General features: G+C 69.2%; 24 protein-coding genes. 14 read left to right on the forward strand and 10 right to left on the reverse strand.

All coding sequences use genetic code 11. From position 1 onward, the window contains the following. Positions 1 to 8: 8 nt before the first annotated feature. The 7 genes from ACA511_RS10830 to ACA511_RS10860 all read left to right on the forward strand — a co-directional run bounded on the left by ACA511_RS10830 (position 9) and on the right by ACA511_RS10860 (position 6563). Entirely contained in the window at positions 9 to 1172 is a 1164-nt protein-coding gene (locus ACA511_RS10830) for an acyl-CoA dehydrogenase family protein (protein WP_375023974.1), read from the forward strand. Next, positions 1169 to 2110, forward strand: a complete 942-nt coding sequence (locus ACA511_RS10835) for a bifunctional MaoC family dehydratase N-terminal/OB-fold nucleic acid binding domain-containing protein (RefSeq protein ID WP_375023975.1) — start codon at positions 1169 to 1171, stop codon at positions 2108 to 2110. Before ACA511_RS10830 ends, ACA511_RS10835 begins: the two co-directional genes overlap by 4 nt. Continuing rightward, on the forward strand, positions 2110 to 3186 hold the full coding sequence (locus tag ACA511_RS10840) for an acyl-CoA dehydrogenase family protein (protein ID WP_375023976.1): 1077 nt from the start codon (positions 2110 to 2112) through the stop codon (positions 3184 to 3186). The genes ACA511_RS10835 and ACA511_RS10840 overlap by 1 nt, the downstream gene beginning before the upstream one ends. Continuing rightward, positions 3183 to 3614, forward strand: coding sequence for a MaoC family dehydratase (locus ACA511_RS10845; protein WP_375023977.1), 432 nt, complete (start codon positions 3183 to 3185; stop codon positions 3612 to 3614). Before ACA511_RS10840 ends, ACA511_RS10845 begins: the two co-directional genes overlap by 4 nt. Further along, the gene (locus ACA511_RS10850; protein WP_375023978.1) at positions 3611 to 4786 is read left to right on the forward strand and encodes a lipid-transfer protein; all 1176 of its coding nucleotides are present in this window, start codon (positions 3611 to 3613) and stop codon (positions 4784 to 4786) included. The genes ACA511_RS10845 and ACA511_RS10850 overlap by 4 nt, the downstream gene beginning before the upstream one ends. Before the next feature lie 185 nt (positions 4787 to 4971). Continuing rightward, the gene (locus ACA511_RS10855) at positions 4972 to 5793 is read left to right on the forward strand and encodes a MaoC/PaaZ C-terminal domain-containing protein (RefSeq protein ID WP_375023980.1); all 822 of its coding nucleotides are present in this window, start codon (positions 4972 to 4974) and stop codon (positions 5791 to 5793) included. Between the two features lie 104 nt (positions 5794 to 5897). Continuing rightward, on the forward strand, positions 5898 to 6563 hold the full coding sequence (locus tag ACA511_RS10860) for a nucleoside monophosphate kinase (protein WP_375023981.1): 666 nt from the start codon (positions 5898 to 5900) through the stop codon (positions 6561 to 6563). On the opposite strand, the gene ACA511_RS10865 is transcribed toward ACA511_RS10860, so the two are convergent. Genes ACA511_RS10865 through ACA511_RS10890 form a run of 6 tightly spaced genes read right to left on the reverse strand, consistent with a single transcriptional unit; the run spans position 6532 to position 11588 of the window. Beyond that, positions 6532 to 7326, reverse strand: coding sequence for a PEP/pyruvate-binding domain-containing protein (locus ACA511_RS10865; protein WP_375023982.1), 795 nt, complete (start codon positions 7324 to 7326; stop codon positions 6532 to 6534). The two genes, ACA511_RS10860 and ACA511_RS10865, sit on opposite strands and share 32 nt — an antisense overlap. Before the next feature lie 10 nt (positions 7327 to 7336). Next, positions 7337 to 7900 (reverse strand): hypothetical protein, encoded by a 564-nt coding sequence (locus tag ACA511_RS10870; RefSeq protein WP_375023983.1) that lies wholly within the window; start codon positions 7898 to 7900, stop codon positions 7337 to 7339. Next, positions 7897 to 8685 (reverse strand): MBL fold metallo-hydrolase, encoded by a 789-nt coding sequence (locus tag ACA511_RS10875; RefSeq protein ID WP_375023985.1) that lies wholly within the window; start codon positions 8683 to 8685, stop codon positions 7897 to 7899. The genes ACA511_RS10870 and ACA511_RS10875 overlap by 4 nt, the downstream gene beginning before the upstream one ends. 10 nt (positions 8686 to 8695) lie before the next feature. Then, complete coding sequence (locus ACA511_RS10880) at positions 8696 to 10360, reverse strand: hypothetical protein (RefSeq protein WP_375023986.1); 1665 nt, start codon at positions 10358 to 10360, stop codon at positions 8696 to 8698. Next, positions 10360 to 11220, reverse strand: a complete 861-nt coding sequence (locus ACA511_RS10885; protein WP_375023987.1) for a hypothetical protein — start codon at positions 11218 to 11220, stop codon at positions 10360 to 10362. Before ACA511_RS10885 ends, ACA511_RS10880 begins: the two co-directional genes overlap by 1 nt. Continuing rightward, the gene (locus tag ACA511_RS10890) at positions 11217 to 11588 is read right to left on the reverse strand and encodes a PEP-utilizing enzyme (RefSeq protein WP_375023988.1); all 372 of its coding nucleotides are present in this window, start codon (positions 11586 to 11588) and stop codon (positions 11217 to 11219) included. The genes ACA511_RS10885 and ACA511_RS10890 overlap by 4 nt, the downstream gene beginning before the upstream one ends. A 778-nt stretch (positions 11589 to 12366) precedes the next feature. Between ACA511_RS10890 and ACA511_RS10895 the strand changes: the two genes are divergently transcribed. Both ACA511_RS10895 and ACA511_RS10900 read left to right on the forward strand, forming a co-directional pair. Beyond that, a complete protein-coding gene (locus ACA511_RS10895; protein ID WP_375023989.1) occupies positions 12367 to 12996 on the forward strand; it encodes an HNH endonuclease family protein in 630 nt (209 codons plus the stop codon). A gap of 195 nt (positions 12997 to 13191) precedes the next feature. Then, positions 13192 to 13560, forward strand: coding sequence for a DUF1330 domain-containing protein (locus ACA511_RS10900; RefSeq protein ID WP_375023990.1), 369 nt, complete (start codon positions 13192 to 13194; stop codon positions 13558 to 13560). Here ACA511_RS10900 and ACA511_RS10905 read toward each other — a convergent pair. After that, positions 13517 to 14083: a hypothetical protein gene (locus ACA511_RS10905; RefSeq protein ID WP_375023991.1), complete on the reverse strand. Its 567-nt coding sequence runs from the start codon at positions 14081 to 14083 to the stop codon at positions 13517 to 13519. The two genes, ACA511_RS10900 and ACA511_RS10905, sit on opposite strands and share 44 nt — an antisense overlap. Before the next feature lie 189 nt (positions 14084 to 14272). Here ACA511_RS10905 and ACA511_RS10910 point away from each other — a divergent pair, with 189 nt between their 5' ends. Continuing rightward, a complete protein-coding gene (locus ACA511_RS10910; RefSeq protein WP_375023992.1) occupies positions 14273 to 15052 on the forward strand; it encodes an SDR family NAD(P)-dependent oxidoreductase in 780 nt (259 codons plus the stop codon). 52 nt (positions 15053 to 15104) lie between these two features. Next, entirely contained in the window at positions 15105 to 15698 is a 594-nt protein-coding gene (locus tag ACA511_RS10915; RefSeq protein WP_375023993.1) for a TetR/AcrR family transcriptional regulator, read from the forward strand. Positions 15699 to 15810: 112 nt separating this feature from the next. Here ACA511_RS10915 and ACA511_RS10920 read toward each other — a convergent pair whose 3' ends face one another. Then, complete coding sequence (locus ACA511_RS10920) at positions 15811 to 17436, reverse strand: Coagulation factor 5/8 type domain-containing protein (RefSeq protein ID WP_375023994.1); 1626 nt, start codon at positions 17434 to 17436, stop codon at positions 15811 to 15813. 284 nt (positions 17437 to 17720) lie between these two features. Between ACA511_RS10920 and ACA511_RS10925 the strand changes: the two genes are divergently transcribed. After that, on the forward strand, positions 17721 to 19295 hold the full coding sequence (locus ACA511_RS10925) for a FadD3 family acyl-CoA ligase (RefSeq protein ID WP_375023995.1): 1575 nt from the start codon (positions 17721 to 17723) through the stop codon (positions 19293 to 19295). Here the strand turns inward: ACA511_RS10925 and ACA511_RS10930 are convergent. Both ACA511_RS10930 and ACA511_RS10935 read right to left on the reverse strand, forming a co-directional pair. Beyond that, positions 19282 to 20217 carry an acyl-CoA dehydrogenase family protein gene (locus ACA511_RS10930; RefSeq protein ID WP_375023996.1) on the reverse strand — a complete coding sequence of 312 codons (936 nt, stop codon included), beginning with the start codon at positions 20215 to 20217 and terminating at the stop codon, positions 19282 to 19284. The two genes, ACA511_RS10925 and ACA511_RS10930, sit on opposite strands and share 14 nt — an antisense overlap. Beyond that, a complete protein-coding gene (locus ACA511_RS10935) occupies positions 20214 to 21344 on the reverse strand; it encodes an acyl-CoA dehydrogenase family protein (RefSeq protein WP_375023997.1) in 1131 nt (376 codons plus the stop codon). Before ACA511_RS10935 ends, ACA511_RS10930 begins: the two co-directional genes overlap by 4 nt. Positions 21345 to 21539: 195 nt before the next feature. Here ACA511_RS10935 and ACA511_RS10940 point away from each other — a divergent pair, with 195 nt between their 5' ends. Together ACA511_RS10940 and ACA511_RS10945 are read left to right on the forward strand one after the other, a co-directional pair. Next, the gene (locus ACA511_RS10940) at positions 21540 to 22514 is read left to right on the forward strand and encodes a hypothetical protein (RefSeq protein WP_375023998.1); all 975 of its coding nucleotides are present in this window, start codon (positions 21540 to 21542) and stop codon (positions 22512 to 22514) included. Next, complete coding sequence (locus ACA511_RS10945) at positions 22511 to 23548, forward strand: phosphotransferase (RefSeq protein ID WP_375023999.1); 1038 nt, start codon at positions 22511 to 22513, stop codon at positions 23546 to 23548. Before ACA511_RS10940 ends, ACA511_RS10945 begins: the two co-directional genes overlap by 4 nt. The last annotated feature ends 52 nt before the right edge of the window (positions 23549 to 23600 follow it).

Raw genomic sequence — 23600 nt, forward strand, 5'->3', positions numbered from 1 at the left:
GGGCAGGTATGGATCTGCGTGAGTCCGACGCGCATCGCGAGCTGCGCGCGGAACTGAGGGCGTACTTCGCGGGCCTGCTGCCCGAGGACGTGCGGCGCCGCGCCGGCGAGCAGGGCGTCGGCGGCGACCGGTTCCGCGAGATCGTCAAGATGCTCGGCAACGACGGCTGGCTCGGCTACGGCTGGCCCGAGGAGTACGGCGGGCAGGGCAGGTCGGTCGCCGAGCAGTACGTGTTCTTCGACGAGGTGCAGCGGGCCGGGCTGCCGTTCCCGTTCGTCACCGTCAACACGGTCGGCCCCACGCTCATGCGCTTCGGGACGGACGAGCAGAAGAAGAAGTACCTGCCCGGCATCCTGTCCGGCGACATCGTGTTCGCCATCGGGTACACCGAGCCCGAGGCCGGCACCGACCTCGCGTCGCTGCGCACCAAGGCCGTCCTGGACGGCGACGGGTTCGTCGTCGACGGCAGCAAGGTCTTCACGAGCGGCGCCAACACCGCCGACCACATCTGGCTCGCCGCCCGCACGAACCCGGACGCGCCGAAGCACAAGGGCATCTCGATCCTGATCGTCCCGACCGACGCGGACGGGTTCTCGTGGAGCCCCATCCCGACGGTCGGCGGCATGGTCGTGACGTCGACGTACTACAACGGCGTCCGGGTGCCCGCGTCGTCGGTCGTCGGCGACGTCGACGGCGGCTGGCGCCTGATCACCACCCAGCTGAACCACGAGCGCATCGGCCTCGCCGCGCTCGGCGGCCGGATGATCCGGCTGTGGGAGGACGTCCGGGACTGGGCCCGCGACAACGGGGCGCTGGAGCTGCCCTGGGTCCGCGCCGACCTCGCCCGGACGCACGCCAGGCTCGAGGCGATGCGGCTGATGAACTGGAAGATGACCATGGCGGTGGAGGCCGGGACGCTGACCGGCGCGCAGGCCGGGGCCGTCAAGACGTACGGGACGGAGACGCACATCTTCGTCCAGCGGACGCTGACCGGCGTCCTCGGCGCGGCCGGGCGGATCCGCCCCGAGTCGCCGGGCGCGGTGCTGCACGGGCAGATCGAGCAGCTGTCCCGGCAGGGCATCGTCAACACGTTCGGCGGCGGCGTCAACGAGGTGCTGCGCGACATGGTCGCCGTCCAGGGGCTGGGCCTGCCGAGGATGAAGCGGTCATGAGCGACGACTACGAAGCACGGCTCCAAGCGTGGGTCGGGCGTGAGCTGCTGACCCGGCGCTTCGGGCAGGACCCGGTGAACGTCCCCATGATCCGGCACTGGGTCGAGGCCATGGAGGACGACAACCCCGTCCACCTGGACGAGGCCGCCGCCCGGGAGACCGGGCGCGACGGCGTGGTGGCGCCCGCGTCGATGGTGCAGGCGTGGACGATGCGCGGCTACGCGGCGTCCATCCGCCCCGATCCGGCGCCGACCGGGTCGGACGAGCTGACCGCGCTGCTCGCCGAGGGCGGCTACACCTCGGTCGTCGCCACCGACTCGGAGTTCGAGTTCGTCCGGGAACTGGCGCCGGGCGACCGGGTCAGCGTCGAGGAGGTCGTCCAGTCGATCTCGCCGGAGAAGAAGACCGGGCTCGGCGCGGGACGCTTCATCTCGACCCTCCGGACGTACCGGGACGCGGACGGCGAGGTCGTCGCCACCCAGGGGTGGCGGCTGCTGCGCTTCCGCCCCGCCGCGAAGCCGCAGCCGAAGGCGCTGCGGCCGCGGCCCCCGGTCAACCCCGACAACGCGTTCTGGTTCGAGGCGGCGCGCGAGCACCGGCTCGTCATCCAGCGGTGCGCCGACTGCAAGTCGCTGCGGCACCCGCCCGGCCCGTGCTGCCCGCAGTGCGGCTCGTTCGCGTGGGACACCGTCGAGGCGCAGGGGGACGGCCACGTCTACAGCTACGTGGTCAACCACCATCCGCGCCACCCGGCGTTCGACTACCCGCTGGTCGTCGCGGTGATCGAGCTGACCGAGGGCACCCGGCTGATCGCGAACATGACCGGCGTCGCGCCGGCGGACGTCGAGATCGGCATGCCCGTCGTCGTCGACTGGATCGACCCGGACCCCGACCTGTCCCTGCCGGCGTTCCGCCCGGCCGAAGCTAAGGAGCGCTGATGGACTTCACGCTTGGTGAGGAGCTGGAGGCGGTCAGGGACCTGGCCCGGCAGATCTTCGCCGATCAGGCCACGCAGGCGCGGATCAAGGCCGCGGAGGCGTCCGAGCGCGGTTTCGACGAGCGGCTGTGGGCGGAACTCGGCGGCGCGGGCCTGCTCGGTGTCGCGCTGCCGGAGGCGGCGGGCGGGGCCGGGCTCGGCGCCGCCGGGCTGGCCGTCCTGCTGGAGGAGCAGGGCCGCGCGGTCGCGCCCCTGCCGATCTGGCCGGCCGTCGTCGCCGCGATGACGCTCGCCGCGCACGGGTCGGCGGCGCAGCGGGAGATCCTGCCGTCCGTGCTGGACGGGTCCGCGCGGCTGACGGTCGCGCTGGAGGAGTTCGGGCCGTCCGCCCCCGAGTCGCCGCGCTGCGCCGCCGTCCGAGACGGGGACGGGTGGCTGCTGACCGGCACGAAGGCGGTCGTTCCCACGCCGTCCGGGACGAGCCACGTGCTCGTGTCGGCGTCCTCGCCGGACGGCCCCGGGCTGTTCCTGGTCGAGACGTCCGCCGCCGGGGCCTCCTGGGAGACCGCCGAGACCACGGCGCACGACCGGGCCGGCCACCTCACCCTCGACGGCGTCCCGGCGCAGGCCCTCGGCGAGGGCGCCGCGGCGGAGGCGCTGCGGCTCGCCCGCGTCTCGCTCGCCGCAGTCCAGGTCGGCGTGGCCGACGGCGCGCTGCGCACCGCCGCCGACTACCTGACCGGACGCGAGCAGTTCGGCCGCCCGCTCGCCACGTTCCAGGCCGCGCAGCACCAGCTCGCCGACTGCTACATCGAGATCGACGCGCTCCGCGTCTGCCTGTGGCACGCGGTCTCGCTGGTCGCCGCGGGGGAGGACGCCGAGACCGCCGTCCTCGTCGCCAAGTGGTGGTCGGACGAGGGCGGGCTGAACGTCGTCCACCGCGTCCAGCACCTGCACGGCGGCATCGGCGTGGACGTCGACTACCCGGTGCACCGCCACTTCCTGTGGGGCAAGCAGATCGCCGGGACGCTCGGCGGCGCGTCCGCCGACCTGGACCTGCTGGGGGCGGCGCTGTGAGCCGGAGCTACGCCGAGGTCGCGGTGGGGGAGGAGCTTCCCGAGCTGCGCATCCCGCTGACCCGCACGATGATCGTCGCGACCGCGCTCGCGAGCCGCGACTACCAGGACGTCCACCACGACCCGTCGCTCGCCGTCGAGCGCGGCTCCAAGGACGTCTTCATGAACATCCTGACGACCAACGGGCTCGTCGAGCGGTACGTCACGGGCTGGGCCGGGCCCGCCGCCGTCGTGAAGGCCATCAAGATCCGGCTCGGCGCGCCCAACTACCCGGGCGACACGATGGTCCTGACCGGCGCCGTCGCGGACAAGCGGGACGGCGGACGGGTCGAGATCAAGGTGCGCGGCGTGAACGAGATCGGCCCGCACGTGACCGGCACGGTCGTCGTGCAGTTGCCCGCCGTCGAGCTGGAAGGGAGCGGCGCATGAGCGTCCTGCCAGGTGCGGCGGCGATCGCCGGGATCGGCGCCACGGAGTTCTCCAAGGAGTCCGGCCGCAGCGAGCTGCGGCTCGCCTGCGAGGCCGTGCTCGCCGCCATCACCGACGCGGGGCTCCAGCCGTCCGACGTGGACGGGATGGTGACCTTCACCGCCGACACCAGCTCCGAGATCCACATCGCCCGCAACCTCGGCATCGGCGAGCTGAAGTTCTTCTCCCGCGTCGGGCACGGCGGCGGCGCGGCCTGCGGCACCGTCCAGCAGGCGGCGATGGCCGTCGCGACGGGCGTCGCCGACGTCGTCGTCTGCTACCGCGCGTTCAACGAGCGCTCCGGCACCCGCTACGGCCTCGGCCAGGCGAACCGCCCGATGGACGTCAGCGCCGACAGCGCCGCGTACGCGTGGATGAACCCGTTCGGCCTGTCGACCCCCGCCCAGTGGGTCGCCATGTTCGCCCGCCGCTACATGCACGAGTACGGCGCGACCAGCGAGGACTTCGGCCGCGTCGCCGTCGTCGACCGCGCGCACGCCGCGAAGAACCCGGCCGCGTGGTTCCACGGGCGGCCGATCACCCTCGAAGACCACCAGGCGTCCCGGTGGATCGCCGAGCCGCTCCGGCTCCTCGACTGCTGCCAGGAGAGCGACGGCGGGCAGGCGCTGGTCGTCGTGTCCGCCGAACGCGCCCGCGACCTGCCGCACCGTCCCGCGCTGATCTGGGGCGCCGCGCAGGGGTCCGGCAACGACCAGCACATGATGACGAGCTACTACCGCTCCGAGATCACCGGCATCCCCGAGATGGGCCTGGTGGGACGGCAGCTGTACGCGCAGTCGCGCCTCACCCCGGCCGACGTCCAGGCCGCGATCCTCTACGACCACTTCACGCCGCTGGTGCTGCCGCAGCTCGAAGAGCTGGGCTTCTGCGCCAAGGGCGAGGGCAAGGACTTCGTCGCGGACGGCAACCTCGAACTCGGCGGACGGCTGCCGACCAACACCCACGGCGGGCAACTCGGCGAGGCGTACATCCACGGCATGAACGGCATCGCGGAGGGCGTGCGCCTCGTGCGCGGCACGTCCGCGAACCAGCCGGGGGACGTCCACAACGTCCTGGTAACCGCCGGAACCGGCGTACCGACCAGCGGCCTGGTTCTGGGGGCGGACCAATGACCGAGCGAAGCGAGCCGGGGGGCGTGGGGGGTCGCCCCTCCACGGGCAACAAGACCGAGCGAAGCGAGCCGGGGGGTGTGGGGGGTCGCCCCTCCACGGGCAACAGGACCGAGCGAAGCGAGCCGGGGGGTGTGGGGGGTCGCCCCTCCACGGGCAACAAGACCGAGCGAAGCGAGCCGGGGGGTGTGGGGGGTCGCCCCTCCACAGCTAGCACGAGCGAGTGGAGCGGCAAGGACCTGGGCAACCGGACCGTCACCTATGACGAGACCCGGGCCATCCTCTACGCGCTGGCGGTCGGCGCGGACGCGTCCGACCTCGACCTCGTCTTCGAGGAGAGGCTGCGCGTCCTGCCGACGTTCGCGCTGACCCTCGCCCAATGGGCGCTGGACTCCCTCGGCGCGGCGGGCGCGTTCGACAGCGGGACGGCCGTCCACGGCACGCAGCGCCTCCGCGTCCTGAAGGACCTCCCGCGCTCCGGGGCCGTGGAGATGAGCGCCCGCGTCGCGGAGGTCTGGGACAAGGGTTCGGCGGCGGTCTTCGACGTGGCCGTGGAGAGCGAGTACTTCGAGGCGATCTGGTCGGTGTTCGCGCCCGGTGCGGGCGGCTTCGGCGGCGAGCGCGGCCCGTCCGCGCGCCGCCGTCCCGAAACGCCCCCGTCCGGCACGCTGGACGTCCGGACGGCCACCAACCAGGCGGCTCTCTACCGCCTTCTGGGCGACCGCCACCACCTGCACATCGACCCGGAGGCGGCGAAGACGGCCGGGATGCCGCGCCCCATCATGCACGGCCTGTGCACTCTGGCGGCGCTGACCCTTCCCCTGGCGTCGTCCCTGGGCGCCCACCCAGCCGACCTGCGGGAACTGGAAGGCCGCTTCGCGGCCCCGGTCTTCCCAGGCGACGCCCTCCGCGTCGAAACCTGGAAGGACGACGACGGCGCAACCATCCGGTTCGACGCCAAAGCGGGCGACCAGACGGTGATTTCTGCAGCCAAGGTCCGTTTCACGTGAGTTAGTGGGCAAGGCGGATGTTGTCCGGCTGAGGTCGCACGAGATCCGGGTTTTCGCTAATGACCACAGTCGACAGTCTTATGCCTTTTGGTACCATCCAGCGCATGGACGCGTTAGCGATCATCTCGATCGGGGGCCTCCCGGGGGCCGGCAAAACGACGCAGTCGTCCCGGCTCGCCGAGGCGACAGGCGGGCGACTGTTCGTCGCGGGCAAGTACTTGAGAGACGAGGCAAAACGGCAGACCGAATTGGGTGAAACGTTCTACCGTTACAGCAGCCTTGGCCTCCCATGCCCGGACGAAGTGATCTGTGCCATCCTGAGAGATCCATTGGATCGCGCTCTTTCTGCGAACGATGGAATTGTCCTACTAGACGGATTCCCTAAAAGCGGGCAGCAACTCGATTTCCTCGAGGGACGCTCCGCGGTGCCGCTGACCGCCCTGCTCTACCTCGAAGTTCCGACTGAGGAGCTTGTCGCGCGGCTTACCCGACGGCGTACCTGCGAACAATGCGGCATGGCGAGTGACTTGGAAAGTGCCACCTGCCAGTCCTGCGGCGCCCGGATAAGGCAGCGCTACGACGATTCCAGACGGATCGTCGAGCAACGTCTCTTGAACTATCGGGACCGGGAGGAGAAGTTCAAGGCCCTGATGTCCGGTCGAGGCAGGGCGCTGCATGTTGACGGGAGCAGGACGAGCGACATTGTGCATCGTGAATTCGTTGACGTATGCGAGGCGATCACAAGCGGAAGCTTCCCGCCTGCAGGATGAAGGGTTCGCCATCCCTGCAGGCCCACTCGACCTCCACCGGACCAGAGTGCAGAGCCTTCTCAACGATGAGCACGGAATCAACCAGGGCCGTCAGCAGACCTGTGGGAATCCCGGACGGGAGAGCCGGATCACTGGTGTCGCGGGAGGCTGGAACCGGCTGATGGTCGAGCGTTGCGGGTTGCGCGCGGCTGCACCGACGTACGCCATATTCAGTGGTTCTCGAGACGGTGAACTTCTCGGGGTGCTTTTCACCGGAGGCAAGGCCGGACCCCAGTCCGGCGACCAGCTCGACATAAGCATCATCGGATTCGTCCCCGAGTCTCGACACGCAGACACCAGAGAAGTCCGCCACGACCATCCGCTGAAAGATCACGCTCATCCGCAGCGCTTTGTGCTCTACTCCCCGCAACCGGCAGTAGTCGATGACCGCGGGATGGTTCAGACTGAGGAGAACGTCGCGGGCCGCCTCCTTGAGCGCACCTTCTCGGACGGCCAGGTGGCTGCGAAAGAGCCCAGAGAACTGAGACGCCGCGACGCCTTCGAGGTTCGCCGAACTGCGCACCGCCACCCCGTCGCCCTCGTCCAGCGCTGCCGCGACATCGCGGGCCAAGGTCGCCGGAAGTGCGGTATCGCCGCCCGAGTGCGAAGCACAGACGAGGAAGTCCGAAACACGCACCCGGTCGGCGATCGTGATGAGGTTGCGCGCTTTGCCTCCCGCGTCGTAGGGCGCGGGGATGGCGGCATTTGGTGCGAAGAGCTTCACAGTGCCCTCTTCATATCGCTTCAGAGAACCGCTCGGGACCGTTGATTGCGGCGAAGTAGTCCAACGTCGACTCATGGAGGAAAGGACGCCAGTCGCCCCCCTCCCGGAGACGCTGCTTCAGGTTAGTGGACGAATTGGAGAGCCACCTCTTATGGTCTAGGACCACAACTTCTTCACCGCGTCCGCGCCACATGTTCGCCTTTTCTCGCTCGAAGTCATCGCGTCCGTTGTTGCAAATTCTGCGATGTGGTGGGAACGAGAGTTCGGCGATGTCCCAGTAGATGTCCGGGCGCGGGATCGATTGGACACTGATCTGTCGGCTCACCCCCTCCGCATCGAGAAAGATGCGAATCATCGTCATCCGCTCCCAGAGGGTCAGCGGGTTCTTGTCAGAGATGTGCTGACTCTGGGAGATATTGCCCGCAGTGCGCGGGGGAGCCCAATTCCTGCTGTCGATCACCATGACGGCGATGGGCGATCCAAGCTGTTCGAGCGTGCTGAGCAGCATGGAAGAGTGACCTAGGTGGAATGGTTGGAATCGTCCGATCCACACGTTGACCGTGTCGTCGTTCATGAGGCGCGCCCGCAGTCGACCGGGTGTAGTTGCTGTGGAAAAATCACCTCGCCTTGAAATCCCTGCCTCAGCGTGCTCATGAGTCTGTCCCTTCCTTCGGAGGCGGCATACGGCGCCTGCATGTGAAACGGTATGAGCCGGTCTGCTCCGGTACGAGTGGCCAGGACGGCGAGATTCTCGGCAGTAAGGTGTTTCAACTGAGTCGCGGGAATGCCGAATTCCTCTTCGGTGCCGAAGCACTCGCCGATGAGAAGCGGAACGCCATGAAGGTCTGCCACGAGCTTTTCGGTGAGTGCCGTGTCCGAGGTGAACCCCACCAGCCGTCGCCCCTCAGAGCTGACGACGATACCCGCGGTAGGAACGGTGTGGTCCACTGTGAAGGGAGTGAGCTGCATTTTCTGACCGATATCATGCGACTCGCCGTCGGCCACTGGCACCCATTCCACCTGGAACTCCCGCTCCGGATAGTAGGCATTCAACAGTGCGCGGCCGGTTGCGAGCACCTCCGGCAGTCCGTGGACTTGCAGCGGTTGCGCCTTGCCGTAACGCCGCTCCTGCACGGTCCGGGTGAAGACGAGGTTGGCGAACCCGCTCAGATGGTCGGAGTGGACGTGGGAGATGAAGATATGCCCGAGCGTGGTGAGTGGGATATCCAAGATCTGGAGTTGCCTGGCCGGGTTGAGCCCGCAGTCGAGCAGGACATTGCAGTCGCTGCCGGCTACCAGGAACGATGTCGTCTCGCCCGTGGAACTTACCGCCCAGAAACCCAGCGGGGTGATTTGCATGGCTATACTCCTATGTTTTTTTCGGCTTCATCATTGACAGGGCCCTTGTCCGTGCCTCTTCTTTGAGGACCTGAGATGGAGGCAGGGATCTATGCTTCTTCCAGGAATAAGTGGCGCTCACATCAGTGCAGAGCAGGAGCGTGCTTCCGGGGTCACTGCCCGCCGTCTGGAGGGTGGTGCTGGCGTGGACCAGGTATTTTCCACCGCGGAACTTTACCGTGAACTCCCATGCCAGGTTGGTATTTCCGACAGTGAGTGACCTGCATCTCTGGTCGGCGACGAGGCTCTGCTCTATGTCCGCGAGGGTTCGGTCAGCGGGAATCTCGTGGGAAAAGGTGAACCGAGCCGGCCGGGCCCGGCGGGTTCTCTTACCGATCAGCCAGACCAATAGGTATGCCGCGATGGTGAGAAGGGCTATCGGGAGGAGCCAGGACTGGAGTTTGAACGCCGTGCCCAGGTTGATGGCGGCGGAGACGCCGGTGGTGATGGCTATCAGAATCAGCGTGAAATTGGTTGCTCGCTCGGTTTCCGCACGCTCCTGGGACTTCTGCAAGAGGTGCCTTTGCTGGTCGATCGCCTCCATCTGGCGTGCGGCCTTGCTGCTGGCCTGCGCTATGTCCAGCAAGCGTTCAAGTTGACCCGTCTTGCTTTCCAGTAGAGTGCGCAGGTCCTTGATGTGGAACTCTTCGTAGGCGTGTCGGTAGAAATTGCGAGTACGCTTCGCGGTGGCAAGATAGAACCCGTCTATCTCATTGAAAGTGCGGAGTACGTCCTGGCGCACATCCTCAACATACTGGGCCGACACCTCTGTGGGCGGGTGCACCTCGTAACGTGCGAGTAAGCGTTGAACATGCTGGAGTTGGCAGGCGATCAGCATGTCCCAAATGCGGACCTCGGTGATCGCGGGATAGTAGAGATCCTCGATATCCTTGCGAGTGTAGGGGTAATCGTAGACGAGCGTGTTTCGGGTGTTCACCCGTAATACTCCGGCCGGGGACAGCGACTGATTCGGCTCGTTGTACTTCAATCCTGCCGGATAACGCTTCTCCCAGTCGATGATCACCCGCACTGAAAGTGCATGGAATTCGTGCTCGTAGAGATCGTAGACGGGCATCATCTTGGCCGTTGCCTCTTCGTGCGCCTCCGTGCAGAGTTCAATGATGTGTATCATTGTGTATATTCGCTGGAAGTTCGTGCGGGTGCTCTTCACCAGCGGACGAAGGGTGTCTTTGATCTTCTCCGCAAAGATCCGCGGATTGACCTGCGTATTATTGGAGAGCGTCGCGGAAAAATCTGGAGAGGCCAGAAGGTTGGCTGCCTGCAACATGTCCTGCGTGGACATGTCATGGTGGATTTCCGTGTCCAGGATGAGGCAGCCGATCCCGCTGGCGCTGATGTACACGGAGTGCTGCAGATCTCCGTGTATCAGGTGGCGGCTATGCGCGCTGTGCCCGGTGCCGTCAAAGCAAGAGGTTATTTCCTCTGTCTGCGGGCTTCCTTGTACGACGATGAGGGGCTTGGAGTAGCCAGGGTCGAAGAACCTGGAATTGCGCTGCTGGAAGCCTGCGTTGAGGCCGAGACCGCGCAGATGCTCAAGTATGTCGTCCAGCGGAGGGAGAGCTCCTATATCAAAGGTCTGGATTCTTAGAATCCTGGTGCGCCTCGAGGTGAGCATCAGCCCTCCTTCCACTCCCGCGCTATTCGAGTCAGAGCTTCGTCAACGGGAAGTTCCAGTAGGCCCGTGTAGTCTCCGACCGCCCTGGTCATCAGGGTGCTCATGGTGATGAAGACGCTTGACCACAGGAAAGCGAGCTCCTCAGCCATATCGTGGGTGATGAGCGCACAGGCGCGCTGGATAGCCGTGTCACTCGCCGTCTCGAGTGCTTCGGCGAGATCGTCGGGGGTGTAGAAGGCGGTCGGCCGTACCGCGCAGAACCAGAGATCGGTCCCAGGATGGAGACGCTTCACATAACTGGGCACCGGGCTCTGGTCTCGCCATGCCCGCGTGAACGGGCTCCGCAGCTCCCTGAGCAGGTCTGGTTGTTCGGCCAGCACCAGCGCGATCAGTCTTTCGTCAAAGCAGACCGTCGGTAGAATCCATTGCACCGCATGCTGGACGAGTTCGACGAGACGGCGGCAAGGATCGACTGATGACTCCGGCCCCATGCCTGGCCCAAGGCTGGCGATTTCAGAGAGCAGGGAATACAGTTCGATTATATATGACTCTCGTCTGAGCGCATACCGGAGGAGGGACACCGGCTCGGCCAAGAGATGATCGGATATCTCTGTCGGCGCCGGCAGGTCGGTGTAGTGGATGGCGTTTTCTTTTTGATGAAAAGTAAACTGAGTGGCCCTTTGGTGAGGAATTTCCAAGATTTCGGCGAGCCGGGTGAAACCACCCACGATGAGGTTGAACTCGAAGACGGTGATCTCGCATGCCGGGATGATCGACGTCTCGTGGCCGTCGGCGCTGATCTCGGTGAGCTCGGAGCCTCGTCCCTCGAAGGGAACTGCGATCAGATGACGGAACTTCATCGCTGCCAGAGATGCGCGGTCGCCGCCGGTGTGACGATCGACGCCCAGGTCGTCGGGCCGATGTCCGACAGGTTTCCCACTCCCATAAGGCAGGGAATATGGGCCTCGCGGGTGAGTGAGGCGGCGTGGGAAAGGATGCCCCCGCGTGAGGTGATGATGCCTGAGGCGTGTTCCAACTGGCAGCGGATCGCTATCTCGGGAGTGAAGGCGTCGCGCACGTAAACGATCGCCTCCCGCAAGGTGTCGCCGATGGCGAACCGGCCGTCCGTGTAGATCACGAGGTGCGCGGCGGCCAACCCATGACTGGCCACGGAGCCCTTGACCAGAAGACACGTATGATTCATCGGTTCGATGCGCGTGGCCGTCACGAATCACCCCCAAGATCTTTATTCGTTAACGGACTTCCCTCTAGAGGCTAGTCACGTGATTAGTGGTGGGGCAAGCCGCGGAATCCCTGGATCTCTGTGTACTTTTCCGGGAACTCGACGAGCGAAGCTGTTCCGGATGTTACTTAAATGGATTTTGTGGTGGTGCTGCAGGGAGGTGGCCGAGCTGGCCGCGGCCTGTTCGTGCTTCGGATCACCTCGAGAGCGGAGTGCGGCCGGGCGGCTTTCGGGGGTTCCGTCCTAGCCAATGGCTGGTTCTTCCATTTTTTGGGCATGGGAGGTGGCTGTGCGGCTCGGAATCTGAGCATCACCGCGCTGAACCGGCTGTGCAGCTCGACGACCGGCCCCGGCGTGCCCAGCGGCAGGCGCGGCTCGGTCTGTTCCCTCCGGCGTCAGCCACGACGCCGCGTGTCATACGCCGGGGATAGGGCCTGCCCCGTGCCCGCGTGAGCGAGTCGCCCTCGCCGCCGCCGTGCCCGTTTCGCATGACCGTTCGCTCAACGGTAATGCCGGGTTCGGCGAGTCTTGATCCTTCTTGTCGGGGCCGGGCCGGATGTGGTTCTGATCGTGATTCCCCAGCTCACGGGGCTGGTGGCGGGGTGGTGACGGCAGCTTCCGACCAAGGGTGGGGGCGCGTGTGGGCAATGGGTGACGTTTATACGTATTTGCCGTAAATGTCACCGTCGCAGTGCCGCTGTTCCCGATCCCCCTCGGGGCGCCCCCCGCCCTGGCCGGGAACGGCCGCGGAAGGGCTCCCCCGATGCGACGCCTGCTGCTGTTCCTGCTCCCGGCCGTCCTGGCCGCGGCGCTGGTCGCCGCCCTGGACGCGCCGGCGTCCGCGACCCCGCCCAACATCCCGTCCGCCGCCACGGCCGCGAGCCGCCTGGCCGAACTCACCGTCGCCGCCGAATCGCACCAGAGCACCTACGACCGCGACCTGTTCCCGCACTGGATCACGATCTCCGGGGCGTGCAACACCCGGGAGACCGTCCTCAAGCGGGACGGTACGAACGTCGTCACCGACTCGTCCTGCGCCGCGACGTCCGGCAGCTGGTACTCGCCCTACGACGGCGCCACCTGGACCGCCGCGTCCGACCTGGACATCGACCACATGGTGCCGCTCGCCGAGGCGTGGGCGTCCGGCGCCTGGGCCTGGACCACGTCCCGCCGCCAGTCGTACGCCAACGACCTCGGCGGCCCCGAGCTGTGGGCCGTCACCGACAACGTCAACCAGGCCAAGAGCGACAAGGACCCCGCCGAGTGGCAGCCGTCGCTCTCGGCGTTCCGCTGCACCTACGCCCGCGCCTGGATCCAGGTGAAGTGGTACTACGACCTGACCCTCGACAGCGCCGAGAAGAGCGCCCTGACCTCGATGCTCGGCACCTGCTGAGCCCCGGACGGCGCGATGGGCTCGTCGAGTCGCTGCGCGCCCTGGGCGGCGCCGCGATCCCGGGCGTCGCGCGTCCACGACCGGCAAGTCCGGCAGGACGAGGAGGAACGCCGCGGCCTTGGCGGCGCTCGGTGCCGGCAGCTAGATTGAGGATCATTCTAGAATTTGGTTCTGAATTGGTGGCGGAGGTGCGTGATGGCGGTGAACCCGACCGGTGACGGGCTCAAGCGGCTCCTCGCGGAGGACCCCGGCGGGCCGGTGGTGATGCTCAACCTGCTGCGCTTCCGGGAGGGCGGGGAGCGGAGCTACGCCCGCTACTCGAAGACGGTCGGCGAGACCGTCCTCCCCCGCTACGGCGCCGAGGTCCTCTACTACGGCAAGGGGTCGACGGCGCTGGTCGCCGAGGACGGGCAGGCTTGGGACGCCGTCCTCCTCGTGCGGTACCCGTCCCGCGAGGTGTTCGCCCAGATGGTCGCCGACCCCGACTTCCAGGCCGTCGCGCACTTCCGGACGGAGGGGCTCAGCGACGCCGTCCTCCAGGCGACCGTCCAGCTCGGCGGCTGATCCGGCCCCAGGGCTTGGCGACGGCGAGGACGGTGGCGAGGGCCAGCGTCGTCAGGGAGACCGCGGGCGGGAAGAAGAGGTTCGAGATGAAGGCGGGTTCGGGGGTGCCGGCGGTCAGGGTGCGGCCGTAGTCGTTCACCTCGTCCATGCCGGGCTGGAGGGCCACCACGATGAGCGTGCACAGGACGAGGTTGAGCGCGAGTTTGATCGCGACCCACCAGTAGCGCAGCAGCCCCCAGCGCGTGCCGAGGCCCAGGATCAGCCCGGTGACCAGGCAGATCAGCGCGGACGTCAGCATCGGCCACACGACGAAGGTCGCGAGCGCCTGGTAGGCCAGGCCGCGCACCTCGTCGCTCGTGCCGAAGCGGCCCGTCAGGACCAGGACCGCCACCATGACGTCGATCCCGATCCACGCGCCCGCCGACACGATGTGGACGACCAGTGTCGTCCTGCGCCACCCTCTGCCGAGCCGGAAGCGGCCGTCCGGGCGGGCTCGGATGCGGTCCTGCTCCTGTATGGCCATGTCTCCGGGTCCTTTCTGGACGTCGTCCTTCTGGACACGACGATGCTGGGCGGGTGCGGGGCGTGTCGTCCGGTGGGCGGCGGCATCGCCCGTACGACGGACGGCGCAGACGGGCGGCGGCCGGTACCACGTCCGGCGCAATTAGAGACGTTCTCTAGAGAAGCTCTCTGCATCGTTAGGCTGCCCCGCATGAGCGAGGCGTTGCGGGTGGCCGTCACCGGTGGGAACCGGGGCGTGGGGCGCGCGGTGGCGGCCGAGGCCGCCCGGCGCGGGCACCGGGTGGTGATCGTGGCGCGGCGGCCGGACGCGGGGGAGGCCGCCGCACGCGAGATCGGCGCGGAACTGGTGGTGGGCGACCTGTCGTCCGTCCGGGCGGTGCGCGAGCTGGCCGGCGCCCTCCCCGGCGTCGACGTGCTCGTCCACAACGCGGGGCTCTGGCCGAGCCGCCGGGAGCTCAACGAGGACGGGTTCGAGCAGGCGTTCTTCACCAACCATCTCGCGCCGTTCCTGCTGAACCGGCTGCTGGAGGAGCGGCTGCGGCGGGTGGTGCAGGTCAGCGCGGGCCTGTACGTCACCGGGCGGGTGGACGCGGACAGGACGCCGACCGGGGACGACTTCCACGCCGTCCACACATATGCCAACACCAAGCTGGCGAACCTGATGATGGTCCCGCTGTTCGCCGAGCGGTGGAAGGACGCCGGGTTGACGATCGACGCGGTGCATCCCGGAGTGCTGCGGACGGACCTCGGCGCCCGCACGGGCCTCTTCGGAGCGCTGCTGAAGACGATCAAGTGGACGCTGAAGCCCCCATCGAAGAGCGGGCCCCCCGTCGCGGACCTGATCACCGCGGACGGGACGGGCCGGTACTTCAACGTGAAGAAGGAGACGCCGTTGAAGGCGAAGGCGCTCGACGCGCCATTGGCGGCAAGGCTCTGGGCGGACGCCGAGAAAGTCCTCGATGTCACCTAAACACATGTCGCCTAAGCACGATGTCGCCTAAACACCATGTCGCCTAAACACCATGTCGCCTAAACACCAGGGCACGGACGAGACCGTCGCGCGGATCCTGACCGAGGCGCTCCGCGTCCACGCGGAACGCGGGCATGAGGGCTTCACGATGAAGGCCGTCATCGCGGCCACCGGGATGAGCAGCGGCAGCCTCTACCACCATTTCGGCTCGTTCGACGGCCTCGCCGCCGCCCTCTACGCACGCTGCATGGCCGAGCTGCTCGACACCCTGCTGGACGCGCTGGACGACGTCGGCGACCCCCGCGTGGGCGTGGAGGCGGTGACTCGGGCTTATCTGCGGTTCACGCGAGAGAATCGTGACGCGGCACGGTTCATCCACTCGTCGGCCTATGCGGCGTATCTCCCGGAGCACGCGGCCGTCATCGCCGAATTGAAGGCGCCGCGCATCGCGAAGCTCGTCGCCTGGATGGCGCCGCATGTGGCGGACGGACGGGTCGCGCGGCTGTCGCCGGTGATGATGGAGATGCTGCTCATCGGGCCGGTCGCCGAGACGGCGCGGCGGTGGCTGTCCGACCCGGGGTCGGCCGACCTGGACGAGGCCGCCGCCGTCCTGCCGCCCCGGATCTGGCGCACCCTCCAGCCCTGACGCGTCAAGGCACCCCCCAGCCCTGACGCGTCAAGGCTGTCTCCAGCCCTGACGCGTCAGCCGGCGGCCCCGCGCCCCCCCTCGCGGGTCCGGCGCCGGGCCGCCGGTTCGTTCACGCGCCGCCCGTCCAGTTCTCGGCGCGGCCCCACATCTCCAGGTACGCCTCGGCGCCCCGCGCCATGTCGTCGACGAGGGCCTGCCCGCCGAAGGCGGGCATGTCGGCGATCCAGTCGGCGACGAGCCCGTAGTTGGCGACGCCGTCGGTGTTGAGGTCCCAGGTGCGCTGGCCGGTGCGGAGCCGGTCGAGCTTCACCGCGGGGTCGATCGGCGAGGTGAACGGGTAGCGCAGCGGGTTCTCCTTGGCGTCCGCGCGGGGGCGGGGCAGCGGGCCCATGCCGTTGGCGTCCAGCCCGTACCCGTAGCCGAACGTGTAGCGGGGGTCGCGGGCCTCCTTGTTGCGCCTCCACTCGGCGGCGAAGCCGTCCGCGGAGCTCCCGTAGCCGGTGACCATGCCGCCGAGCCGGTAGATGCGGCGCAGGTAGGTGTCGTCCGTCCAGCTGTGGGACGAGACGACGCCCGAGTACCCGGCGTCCTCCAGCAGGCCGAGGGTCTGGTCGGCGGCCTTCACACTCATGTGGTCGACCTCGACGAGCATGTGCCGCTTCATCAGCCCCTTCACCATGTACGAGCCGAGGTCGCTCAGCCCGAGCAGGTTGCAGTGCGGCGCGTCCGGATACAGCGGCAGCGTGATCCCGGCCTGCCCGAGCAGCCGCAGGAACTCGGCGACCTGCCCGTTGACGGCACCGGCCGGGGCGATGGTGTTGTCGTGCGCGGCGCCGGTGCACGTCTCCGCCTGCCAGAACCGTCCGGTGCCGAGGAAGTTGCCCGCGTTGATGACGGCGCCCGTCGTGCCGCCGTCGTACCGCACCCCGCACAGGGCGTTGTCGAACTTGTGGCACAGGAACATCGAGGACACGCCGAGTTCCCTCATCTCGTCCAGGCCCGCGTCGATGTCGCCGCGCGTGCACTGCGGGACGCCGCCGATCACGCGGCAGCCGAACGGCTCGGACGTCTCGATGCCGAGGACGACGGCGAGCTTGCCCGCCTCGATCACCTCGCGGGCCTCCCCGGCGTCGCGCACGATCCGGAACCAGCCCTTGCCGGGCCCGCCGCTGAGCCCGTCGATGTAGGACTGCATCTCGCGCATGCGCCGCGCTTCGAGGCGGATGATCGCCATCTCGTCGCACGTGTTGCGCTTGAGCGGATAGATCTCGCAGAGCTGCCGGTTGGCGACGAGCTGGTTGACCAGGACGCGCTGCCCGGCCCGCCAGGACCGCTCCAGCCAGGCGTAGTAGACCTGCTGGTGGGTGCGGGAGTCCCAGGCGGGCCAGTCCTTGAACGTCGGCCAGCCGGTCGGGTCGTGCGTCCCGAACGGGGTGCCGTGCCGGGTGAAGTTCTCGAAGAAGGCGAACGCGCCGTTCCCGGCGTGGTCGGGGCAGTCGCGGAGCGCCTCCTCGATGCCGTCCGGGTCGAACGGCTTGCCGCACATCAGCTGCCCTCCGAACGCCTCGTACGACATCAGGTGGCTGTGGGCGTCGATGTAGCCGCGCACCTCGCCGCCGGCGGCGGCGGGCGGCGGGGGCGAGGCGTTCGCCGGCGGGGCGGAGCCCAGACCGGCGAGCAGGGCGAGGACGAGCGGGATGCAGGCGGCACGTCGGAGGGAGCGTCGGAACGGCATGGGGCACCTCGACCGGGGGTGGGGCCATCTGTGCCGAGTGAATCACCGATCGAGGAGAAAGTGAACAAGCCTCACGTTATGGATCCGCCGTGAGATCTGTGAGGTACGCCCATAGCATCCGGGCGCCGAGCGCCACCACCGCCGGGTCGCCGCCCGCGTGACCGGCGCGCGTGCTTCCGCGCTTCCCGAGGCGCCATACCACTGGCCGCCGGACGTGCCGGTCCGGTACCGATGAGCGGGACGCCCTGGCCCGGACGGCCCCGCCGCGCCCATCATGGAGGGTTATGAGCGAGCTGACGATCCCGGGTGTGCTGGCACGGGCGGCGAGGGACTTTCCGGACGCGGAGGCGGTCGTGGACGGCGACGTCCGGGTCACCTACGCGGAGCTGCGCGACCAGGTCCGCGAGGCCGCGGCCGCGTTCATCGGCGCGGGCGTCGAGCCCGGCGACCGCATCGCGATCTGGGCGCCGAACGGCCTGCGCTGGATCGTCACCGTGCTCGGCGCCCAGGGCGCGGGCGCGACGCTCGTCCCGCTGAACACGCGGTACAAGGGCGACGAGGCCCGGTGGCCGCTCACCAAGGCCGAAGTGAAGATCCTCTTCGTGGAGGACGGGTTCCTCGGCATCGACTACCCCGGCATGCTCGGCCTGGACGAGACGGGCGCCGTCCCCGGGCTGCCCGGCCTCCAGACCATCGTCACGTTCAACGGGCCCGCGCGGCCGGGCGTCGCCGCCTGGGGCGAGTTCACCGCCAAGGCCGTACCGGCCGAGGAGGCCGACGCGCGGACGGCGGGCGTCGGGCCCGACGACGTCGCCGACATCCTGTTCACGTCCGGGACGACCGGCCGGCCCAAGGGCGTCGTGGTCACCCACGAGCAGAACGTCCGCACCTACACGGCGTGGATGGGCCGGACCGGCCTGAGGGCCGGCGACCGCTACCTGATCGTCAACCCGATGTTCCACACGTTCGGCTACAAGGCGGGCGTGCTGGCGTGCGTGATGGGCGGCGCCACGATGGTGCTCCAGCGCACGTTCGACGTCCCGGAGACGCTGCGGCTGATCGAGCAGGAGAAGATCACCGTGCTGCCGGGGCCGCCGACCATCTACACCTCCCTCCTGGACGCGCCGGGCCGCGGCGAACGGGACCTCTCCTCCCTCCGGCTGGCCGTGACGGGCGCGGGGGACGTGCCGGTCGCGCTGGTGCGGCGCATCAAGGAGGAGCTGTTCCCGCAGGTCGTGACCGCGTACGGGCTGACCGAGTCGTCCGGCACCGTGACCGCCTGCTCGGTGGACGACGACGACGAGACCATCGCGACGACCTCCGGCCGGGCCATCGCCGACGTCGAAGTCAAGATCGTCGACGGGAAGGGCGAGCAGGTCCCGGCGGGCACGGACGGGGAGATCCTCGTCCGCGGCTACAACGTCATGAAGGGCTACCTCGACAACCCGGAGGCGACGGCCGAGGCGATCCGCGACGGCTGGCTCGACACCGGCGACCGCGGGCGGCTCGACGAGCGCGGCAACCTCGCCATCACCGGGCGGACCAAGGAGATGTTCGTCACCGGCGGGTTCAACGTGTACCCGGCCGAGGTCGAGGACGCCCTCGCCCGGCACGACGCGGTCGCCGAGTCGGGCGTCATCGGCGTCCCGGACCGGCGCATGGGCGAGGTCGGGCGCGCCTACGTCCGGCTCCGCCCCGGCAGGACGGCCACGGCGGACGAGCTGATCGCGCACTGCCGGGAGCGGCTCGCGAACTTCAAGGTCCCCCAGGAGGTCGTCTTCGTGGACGACCTCCCGAAGACCGCGTCCGGCAAGGTCCGCCGTCTGGAGCTCAAGGGACTGGAGCTCAAAGAGCGGTGACGACGCGGGCCCTGTGCTCGGCCACCGAACCCCAGGCCGAGTACAGCGCGCGCGCCTTGCGGATCCACAGCGACGGGTCGTACTCGTCGGTGTAGCCGATCGCGCCGTGCACCTGCAAGGCGGTCTTGGCCAGCCCGTAGGACGCCTCGGAGGCGGCGACCTTCGCGGCGGAGACGTCCCGCGCGAAGTCCGGCGTGCCGTGGGACAGCGCGGCCCCGTACACGAGCGGGCGGGCGAACTCCAGCTCGACCATCGCGCTCGCCAGATGGTGCTTGATCGCCTGGTACTCGCCGATGGGGCGCCCGAACTGCTGCCGCGTCTTGGCGTACTCCACGGACACGTCCAGCAGCGCCTGCCCGATCCCGACCTGCTGCGCCGCGCACAGCAGCACGCCCAGATCGGCTCCTGCCGGGGAGTCGCCCCTCCGCAACGCGTCGGTGAACCCGGCGCCGCCCTCGACGCGGAACAGCCGCCGCGCCGGGTCGAGCGAGGCGAGCGGCTCGCCGGCCTTCCGCTCCACCCGGTCCAGCGTCAGCACGAGGTCGGCGACGTCGGCGTCCAGCGCGTGCGGGACGGCCAGCGACACGACCGCCTCGCCCTCCGCGATCCGCGACAGCCACGGCGACTCGCCCAGCAGCTCGGCCGCCGCGAGGGTCTCCACGTAGGGCCCGGGGGCGGCGGCCCGCCCGAGCTCCTCCACCGCGACGACCAGCTCGACCGGCAGCAGCCCGGCGCCGCCGAACTCCTCCGGCACCGCGACCGCGAACACCCCGGCCTCCGCGACCGCCGACCACAGCGCCCGGCCCGGCCCGGTGTCCCCGGCCGCCCACGCGCGCGCGGTCTTCGCGGTGCCCGCGTCGGCGAGCAGCCCGCGCAGCGTCTCGCCGAACATCCGCTGCTCGGCGTCCAGAACGAACTTCACCGCGCCCCCCTCGGCAGTCCGAGCAGCCGCTCGGCGATCACATTGCGCTGGATCTCGTTGGTGCCCGCGTAGATCGGCCCGGCCAGCGAGAACACGTAGTTCTCCAGCCACTCCGACGCCAGCTCGCCGTCCGGGCCGAGCAGGTCGAGCGCCGTCTCGTGCAGCGCGACGTCCAGCTCCGACCAGAAGACCTTGTTCAGGCTGGACTCGGCGCCGATGTCGTCGTCCCGCGAGATCGTCTCGAAGCCCTTGAGGCGGTAGGCGCGCGACCTGATCCACGCGTCCGCGACCCGGTCCCGCAGCGCCGTGTCGGACGGGTCGGCGCGCTCCTTCCACAGCTCGACGAGCCGCTCGGTCGCCGCCGTGAACCGGCCGGGGCTGCGCAGCGTCAGCCCGCGCTCGTTGCCCGCCGTGGCCATCGCGACCCGCCAGCCCTCGCCCGGCGCGCCGATGACGTCCGCGTCCGGGACGAACACCTTGTCGAGGAACAGCTCGGCGAACGCGGGCTTGCCGTCCAGCCGCCCGATGGGGCGCACGGTCACGCCCTCGGCGTCCAGCGGGAACATCAGATACGTGAGGCCCTTGTGGCGGGACGATTCCGAGTCAGACCGGAACAGCCCGAAACCCCAGTCGGCGAACGCGGCCCGCGAGCTCCACGTCTTCTGCCCGTCCAGCAGCCAGCCGCCGTCCGTCCGCGTCGCGGTCGAGCGCAGCGCCGCCAGGTCGCTGCCCGCGCCCGGCTCCGACCACGCCTGCGCCCAGATCACCTCGCCCGCAGCCATCGGCGGCAGGATCCGCGTGAGCTGCTCCGGCGTCCCGTGCTTCAGCAGCGTCGGCGCCAGCAGGTTGATCCCGTTCTGGCTGACCCGGCCGGGCGCGCCCGCCGCGTAGTACTCCTCCTCGAAGACCAGCCATTGCAGCACCGACACGCCGCGGCCGCCGTACTCCGCGGGCCACGACACCACCCCGAGCCGCGCCGCGCCGAGCGTCCGCTCCCACTCCCGGTGGGCCGCGAACCCCTCCTCGGTCTCCAGCGAGGGCAGCGGCTCCGCCGGAACGTGCGCGCGCAGCCACTCCCGCACCTCGGCGCGGAACGCCTCGTCCGCCGTCCCGAACTCAAGATCCATGAGAACCTCTTTCTAACAACTGTTTGGTAGAGTAACCCCCCTCCCGCACCCCCGCCGCCCCCTCCCGCCCAGTGAGATGCCCCGCCGGACCTGGGCGACGCCGAAGAGGCCGGCCGTGCGCGAACCCCTGTCGGCGGGGACGGAACGTGGTTAAGATCACGCTCTAGAATCGCGTTCGGAATCTCCGGAGGGCCCATGGCGAGGATCGTCGAGCACGGCACCTGGACACTGCGGCCCGAGGACGAGGGCCTGCACGAACCCGGCCCCGAACCGCTGTGGAACGAGTCCTACTACTTCGACTTCGCCGCCCCGGACGGCTCCCTCGCCGGCTACGTGCGGCTCGGCCTCTACCCGAACTGGGACCGCGCCTGGTATTGGGCGGCGCTGGTGCGGCCCGGCCGCCCGCTCCTCCTCATCGCCGACAACGACGCGCCGCTGCCCAAGCCGGGAACGGCGGACGTCCACGCCGAGACCTACACGGCGACGCAGCAGATCACCGACCCCTTCGGCCCGGCCAGGGTCACCCTGCGCGGAACCGCGTCCGTCCTGCCCGACCCGACGGCCGCCTACGGCGGCCTCGGCGCCGCCGAGACCGCCGGGCTCTCCTTCGACCTGCGCTGGGACACCGCCGGCGGCGCCTACCCCTACAAGGACATCCCGCGCTACGAGATCCCGTGCACCGTCTCCGGCCTGGTCAGCGTGGGCGGCGAGAAGATCGCCGTTGACGCGCACGGGGAGCGCGACCACAGCTGGGGCGAGCGCGACTGGTGGAAGGTGTCCTGGCTCTGGACGTCCGGCCGCCTCGGCGACGGCACGTTCGTCCACGGGATGCAGGCCAACGTCGGCTTCCCGCTGCCGTGGCCGTGCTTCGCCGTCCCGCCGGACGGCGGCATCGAGCACCGCGACGGCTTCTCCGCCGAGACGTCCTTCGCCGGCGGCCTGCCCGCCCGCTCGGACCTCCGCTTCCCCGGCGCGCCCATGACCGTCACCCCGGTGGCGTTCGCGCCGGTCGCCGTCACCTCGCCCGACGGCCGCGAGGCCCGGTTCCCCCGCGCCCTGTGCCGCTTCGAGACCGAGGACGGACGGACCGGCCACGGCTGGACGGAATGGCACCAGCCGCCCGGCTGGGAGGACCACGGCTGGACCCACCTCGCCGAGGAGGGCGCATGACCCCCGTCCCGGGCGCCGGCGGGCTGACCGCGTCCTGGCTGACCGACGCGCTCGGAATCGAGGTGACCGCCGTCCGCGGTGAACCGGTCGGCACCGGGCAGGTCTCCGACAGCCTCCGCCTGCACCTCTCCTACGCGGACGAGACCGCGCTGCCGCCCACGATGGTCGCCAAGGTCCCGGCGGCCGACCCGTCCAGCCGCGCCGCCGCCCGCGCCATCCGCACCTACGAGGTCGAGGCGAAGTTCTACGCCGAACTCGCGCACGGCCTGGACGCGGGCATCCCCGCCTGCTACTTCTCGGCCTACGATCCCGAGCCGGACGAGTACACCGTCCTCCTGGCCGACCTGGCGCCCGCGCGGCCCGGCGACCAGCTCGCCGGAATCACCCCCGAGGACGCCGCCGCCGCGATCACCGAGCTGGCGGCCTTCCACGCCGCGGGCTGGGACGATCCCGCCCTGGCCGCCCTCACCTGGCTGAACCGGCACGACGCCGACGCGGCCGCCTTCACCGCCGCGATGGTCACCGACCTCTACACCGGCTTCAAGGACCGCTACGCCGCCGACCTGGGCCCCGAGGTCATCGCGCTGATCGAGGACTTCATGCCCTCGCTCGCCGCCTACCTGGCCGACCGCGAGGGCCCGTCCACTCTCGCCCACGGCGACTTCCGCGCCGACAACCTCCTGTTCGGCGGCCCCCGCGCCGCCGTCCTGGACTGGCAGACCTGCGCGTACGGCCCCGGCCTCGCCGACCTGTCGTACTTCCTCGGCTCCAGCCTGCCCGTCGAGGTCCGCCGCGCACACGAGCAGGACCTCGTCCAGCGCTACCACCAGGCCCTCACCGGCCAGGGCGTCCACCTCGCCTGGGACGACTGCTGGACCGCCTACCGCCACCACGCCTTCCACGGCATCGTCATGGCCATCGGCGCCTCCATGCTCGTAGAGCGCACCCCGCGCGGCGACGAAATGTTCTGCACAATGACCACCCGCCACGCCCACCACGCCTTGGACCTGCACGCCTTGTCCCTCATCGGGTGACATATCGGCGGCCGGGACGGCAAAGCACTTATATGCTGTCGAGCGATATCGG

Source organism: Actinomadura sp. GTD37 (assembly GCF_041951365.1).
Taxonomy (GTDB): Bacteria; Actinomycetota; Actinomycetes; order Streptosporangiales; family Streptosporangiaceae; genus Spirillospora.

Coding starts and splice junctions, on each gene's coding strand:
- ACA511_RS10850 (WP_375023978.1), top strand. CDS start 3,611: ATGAGCGTCCTGCCAGGTGCGGCGGCGATCGCCGGGATCGGCGCCACG.
- ACA511_RS10935 (WP_375023997.1), bottom strand. CDS start 21,344: ATGGATCTTGAGTTCGGGACGGCGGACGAGGCGTTCCGCGCCGAGGTG.
- ACA511_RS10945 (WP_375023999.1), top strand. CDS start 22,511: ATGACCCCCGTCCCGGGCGCCGGCGGGCTGACCGCGTCCTGGCTGACC.
- ACA511_RS10915 (WP_375023993.1), top strand. CDS start 15,105: ATGTCGCCTAAACACCAGGGCACGGACGAGACCGTCGCGCGGATCCTG.
- ACA511_RS10875 (WP_375023985.1), bottom strand. CDS start 8,685: ATGCAAATCACCCCGCTGGGTTTCTGGGCGGTAAGTTCCACGGGCGAG.
- ACA511_RS10895 (WP_375023989.1), top strand. CDS start 12,367: ATGCGACGCCTGCTGCTGTTCCTGCTCCCGGCCGTCCTGGCCGCGGCG.
- ACA511_RS10870 (WP_375023983.1), bottom strand. CDS start 7,900: ATGAACGACGACACGGTCAACGTGTGGATCGGACGATTCCAACCATTC.
- ACA511_RS10925 (WP_375023995.1), top strand. CDS start 17,721: ATGAGCGAGCTGACGATCCCGGGTGTGCTGGCACGGGCGGCGAGGGAC.
- ACA511_RS10860 (WP_375023981.1), top strand. CDS start 5,898: ATGGACGCGTTAGCGATCATCTCGATCGGGGGCCTCCCGGGGGCCGGC.
- ACA511_RS10900 (WP_375023990.1), top strand. CDS start 13,192: ATGGCGGTGAACCCGACCGGTGACGGGCTCAAGCGGCTCCTCGCGGAG.
- ACA511_RS10885 (WP_375023987.1), bottom strand. CDS start 11,220: ATGAAGTTCCGTCATCTGATCGCAGTTCCCTTCGAGGGACGAGGCTCC.
- ACA511_RS10905 (WP_375023991.1), bottom strand. CDS start 14,083: ATGGCCATACAGGAGCAGGACCGCATCCGAGCCCGCCCGGACGGCCGC.
- ACA511_RS10835 (WP_375023975.1), top strand. CDS start 1,169: ATGAGCGACGACTACGAAGCACGGCTCCAAGCGTGGGTCGGGCGTGAG.
- ACA511_RS10830 (WP_375023974.1), top strand. CDS start 9: ATGGATCTGCGTGAGTCCGACGCGCATCGCGAGCTGCGCGCGGAACTG.
- ACA511_RS10910 (WP_375023992.1), top strand. CDS start 14,273: ATGAGCGAGGCGTTGCGGGTGGCCGTCACCGGTGGGAACCGGGGCGTG.
- ACA511_RS10880 (WP_375023986.1), bottom strand. CDS start 10,360: ATGCTCACCTCGAGGCGCACCAGGATTCTAAGAATCCAGACCTTTGAT.
- ACA511_RS10920 (WP_375023994.1), bottom strand. CDS start 17,436: ATGCCGTTCCGACGCTCCCTCCGACGTGCCGCCTGCATCCCGCTCGTC.
- ACA511_RS10840 (WP_375023976.1), top strand. CDS start 2,110: ATGGACTTCACGCTTGGTGAGGAGCTGGAGGCGGTCAGGGACCTGGCC.
- ACA511_RS10940 (WP_375023998.1), top strand. CDS start 21,540: ATGGCGAGGATCGTCGAGCACGGCACCTGGACACTGCGGCCCGAGGAC.